The following is a 3,870-nucleotide window of genomic DNA, read 5'->3' as shown; positions in this document are numbered from 1 at the left end:
CCTATGTCCAGCATCGCGGCGGGCCGGCCGGCTTCGTCAAGGTGCTGGATGAACATACGATCGGCTTCGCGGATTTTTCCGGCAACCGGCAGTTCATCACGCAGGGCAATCTGGCCGACAATCCAAGGGCGTTCCTGTTCCTGATCGACTATATGCACCGCCAGCGCATCAAGCTCTGGGGCACCGCGCGCGTCGTCGAGAACGATGCCGAACTGATGGCGAAGCTGATGCCGCAAGGCTACAGAGCGCGCGCCGAGCAGGTCGTCCTGTTCACGGTCTCGGCCTGGGATGCCAATTGCCCGCAGCATATTCCACAACGGTTCGAGGCAGCCGACGTCGCGGCGGCACTCGGCGAGCGGGACAAGCGTATCGAACGCCTTGAGCAGGAGATCGCACGGCTCAGGGGAAATTCGGGCGCGGCCGCAGGGGAATAATCAGCCGCCGGCCGCGGTTTCGGCCAGCGCGATGCCGTTGGGCGTCGGCTTGACAGGCACGATGCCGCGCGCCAGCGCAAGCAGATATTTGTTGTATTCGGTGAACAGCACGCGCAATGCCCGCGGCTTGGTCAGCCAGCCGCCATTGTCGAGGTTGGAATTGACCACCGGATAGGGCTCGAGCTTGGCGCCATGCAGCAGCCTGCCCATTTCCAGCAGGCTGCGCGGCATATGATAATTGTTGGTGACGAGGATCACCGTGCCATAGGCGTGGCTCTCGACCCATTTGGCGCTTTCCTCGGCATTGCCGATCGTGTCGAGCGCGGCGCGGTCGATGTCGACGCAACAGGAGAACAGATTCTTGTCGCCGCCGGTTGCCGCCTGCAGCTGGCGACGGCTGGCCGAAGGATGCACGCCGCTGATCAGCAGCCGTTCGCCCTTGCCGGACGCCAGCAGATCCATCGCGGCATCGAGGCGGGACTGGCCGCCGGTCAAGACGATGATCGCGTCTGCCCTGGCCGGATTGGCGGGCGTCGTCAGGTGACTGACCTTGTTGGCGAACCAACCGAAACCGCCGGCAAACAAAGTTGCAAGGATGAGGACGGAGAGGGCGGACAGGCGCAGCGTGGCTCTTAGACGGCTCACAGCGCGGCGGTCATGCGAACGTGCAACCACCACTGGCATCTGCCCAGCCGTACCGGTCGAATCCCGCGCGTCCATCGCCATATGGTTAATCCTGAAATGCGGCCTTGGGTAGGTAAAAGACGCACTTTGCGTTACGCGAATTCTCTATTCGTGATCACCCTGTTTTATCCATGTCGTTGTCCCAAAACCGGTTCCCACTTTTGGGCGACATGAATTAGCCTGCATCCGGTTGGCGGACATCGATGTCGCTGAGATAGGCAACGACGGTGGCGTGCGAGGTTGCCGCCGTCAGTCCGCCGATCACCAGCACCATCAAGACGACACCGAGATAGCCTGCCGAACCGATGGCGAAATTGCCGAACAGGGCGGTCGCCTGGTCGGCCTGCGGCGTCGCCATATTGCGCGACGACCACCAGGAAAAGACGATGAACACGAGCACTGCGGCGGCACCGCCGGCCGCCGCTCCCTTCATGCCGGTGACCAGGAAATGCCGGCGGAATTCGCGCGCGATAAAGCGTGCCTCGGCGCCGACGAAATGCAGGACTTCGATGATGTGACCGTTGCCGGCCATGGCGCCGCGCGTCGCGAACACCACCGTCAGCACCGTCGCCGACAGCATCAGCGCCAGCACGGCGATGCCGATGGTCACCGTGGTGCGGGCCATCGCCACCAGCCGGTCGACCCAGGTGCGGTGATCGTCGAGCGATGCGCTCGGCAGTTTCGGGGTGATCGCGGCGCGTATGGCGGCGAAATCGGGCGGGCTGTTCTCGTCGATGGTGACGATGATCAGTCGCGGCACCGGCAATTCGTCGATGTTGAGGCCCGAGCCCAGCCAGGGCTCAAGGAGCCGCGCGGTCGCCTCGCGGTCGATGATCCGGGTCGCCTTGACGCCGGGGAATTCGCCGGCGATCTGCGAGGCCTGGGTAAGGGCTGCTTCCATGTCGAGGCCGTCGACCGGCTTGATCTGGATCGTTGCCTCACGTGAAATCTGGTTCTCCCAGACGGACGCTGTGTCGCGCACCAGCGTCACCGCGCCGAAAGTCAGGCAGGACAGGAAGGTCATGATGGCGATGACCAGCACCAGCGCCCGGCCGGCGATGTTCTGCGCCGGCACGATCGGCGCCATCCTGCGCTGGGCGCGCGGCTTTGCTTCGGTCGCCTCGGCGTCCTGCTCCCTTTCCACAAAATGTTCGGCGGACAGTTCAGTCATAGATGTCCAGCCTTCCCCCGGCCAGGATCATGCGGCGCGCGTCGACCTGCTCCATCAAGCCGAGATCGTGGGTGGCGATCACCACGGCGGTGCCGAGACGGTTGAGTTCGATGAACAGCCGCAGCAGGCGTCGCGCCAGCGGCGGATCGACATTGCCGGTCGGTTCGTCGGCGAGCAGGATTTCCGGCTGCTCGATCAGCGCCCGCGCGATCGCGGCGCGCTGCTTCTCGCCACCGGACAGAACCGGCGGCAGCACATGCATGCGTTCGCCCAGCCCGACCCACTTCAACAGCTCGGTGACATCGGTGCGGTAGCTCGCCTCCTCGCGCCCGCGCACGCGCAGCGGCAGCGCGACGTTCTCATAGGTGGTCATGTGGTCGAGCAGCCGAAAATCCTGGAACACCACGCCGATCCGGCGTCTGAGATGCGGCAGCTCGGTGCGGGAAATGCGGGAGCGATCCTTGCCGAAGATGGTGATCAGCCCGCGCGTCGGCTTCAGCGACATGAACAGCAGGCGCAGCAAGGTCGTCTTGCCGGCGCCCGAAGGCCCGCTGAGGAACTGGAAGGAGCGCTCCGGAATGTGCAGGGAGATGTCGCGGAGGATTTCCGGACCCATGCCATAGCGGAGGCCGACATTTTCGAAGCGAATCAATTTCGACGACCTGAAATTCGGCACGGCAGTGAGCCGGCCTGTTCTGGGTAAAGACCATCGGCCGGCATGGTTAACCGGCGGTTAATTCCTAGGCTCTTTCGACTCGTCACGAGGGCTCCGGTGGGGAAGCGTTAACCATTTGTGTTTACGCAAAAGAAACGAAAAGCGAACACGTGCTGCAATGCTGGGGCCATGATGGCTGACGATCGAACCGCGCGCCCGGTTTCCGGCGAAATCATGACCGATCCGACGGCAATTGCCGCGGCGGACCGGTTCATGCGCGGTTCGGCCGCCGACATCGTCGATGCCGATTACGTGGTGATGCCGCGCCCTGCACCTGCCGTGGAAAGCGTTTCGCCGCTGCCGCGTGCGATCGTGATGCCACCCATCGAGGGCATGGACATGCTGCGCAAGCCCGAAGCCCCGCCGGAGCGGCCGCCAGCCTCGCGCGGCGGGCCGATCTTCTGGATCGCCGGCATCGGCGCTGCCTTGGCCGCCTTCTGGGTTTCCGGCGGGCACGCGCTGGTGCGCCAGGTGCCGTTCCTGTCCAGCGCGCAAGCGTCGGCGCTCAGCATTTCGGGCGTCACGTCACGCGTCGATGCTTCCGGACCGAACCCTGCGCTGTTCGTCGATGGCGAGGCCGCCAATGACGGCGCCAAACCGGCGCAGCTGCCGCCGCTTGAAATCCGGGTGACCGGCAATGACGGGCACATCACCCGCTATACGTTGGGGACATCCGGCCGTTCGCTGGCCTCTGGCGAAAGATTCGGCTTTGCCAGCCGGCTCGACGTGCCTAGAAACGGTGTAAGAACTGTATCGGTCACCTTCGCCGAATAGCGTGTGCTGATATTCAGGTGAGACTGGCCGCAAACGGCGGTTTCCTTCGCTTTCGGTGCTCACGTCCTTCCGTACCCTCCGCTCCGGTTCTC

5 protein-coding genes are annotated in these 3,870 nt (G+C 64.1%); 2 read left to right on the top strand and 3 right to left on the bottom strand.

What is annotated here, in order from left to right:
• A partial coding sequence (locus EN994_RS21620) for a pyridoxamine 5'-phosphate oxidase family protein (protein WP_127307798.1) occupies positions 1-434 on the top strand: 434 nt, incomplete at its 5' end.
• Here EN994_RS21620 and EN994_RS21615 read toward each other — a convergent pair.
• The 3 genes from EN994_RS21615 to ftsE all read right to left on the bottom strand — a co-directional run bounded on the left by EN994_RS21615 (position 435) and on the right by ftsE (position 2,941).
• Entirely contained in the window at positions 435-1,160 is a 726-nt protein-coding gene (locus EN994_RS21615) for a YdcF family protein (RefSeq protein ID WP_024503762.1), read from the bottom strand.
• A gap of 133 nt (positions 1,161-1,293) precedes the next feature.
• Positions 1,294-2,289: an ABC transporter permease gene (locus EN994_RS21610; RefSeq protein WP_013529399.1), complete on the bottom strand. Its 996-nt coding sequence runs from the start codon at positions 2,287-2,289 to the stop codon at positions 1,294-1,296.
• Entirely contained in the window at positions 2,282-2,941 is a 660-nt protein-coding gene (gene ftsE / locus EN994_RS21605; RefSeq protein ID WP_010911739.1) for a cell division ATP-binding protein FtsE, read from the bottom strand. Before ftsE ends, EN994_RS21610 begins: the two co-directional genes overlap by 8 nt.
• Before the next feature lie 192 nt (positions 2,942-3,133).
• Between ftsE and EN994_RS21600 the strand changes: the two genes are divergently transcribed.
• Positions 3,134-3,778 carry a hypothetical protein gene (locus EN994_RS21600; RefSeq protein WP_063169091.1) on the top strand — a complete coding sequence of 215 codons (645 nt, stop codon included), beginning with the start codon at positions 3,134-3,136 and terminating at the stop codon, positions 3,776-3,778.
• The last annotated feature ends 92 nt before the right edge of the window (positions 3,779-3,870 follow it).

This window comes from Mesorhizobium sp. M7A.F.Ca.CA.002.09.1.1 (assembly GCF_003998555.1).
GTDB classification, from domain to species: Bacteria; Pseudomonadota; Alphaproteobacteria; order Rhizobiales; family Rhizobiaceae; genus Mesorhizobium; species Mesorhizobium ciceri.
The sequence above is the reverse complement of the archived record's forward strand: the minus strand, read 5'-3'. Positions and strand labels throughout refer to the sequence as shown.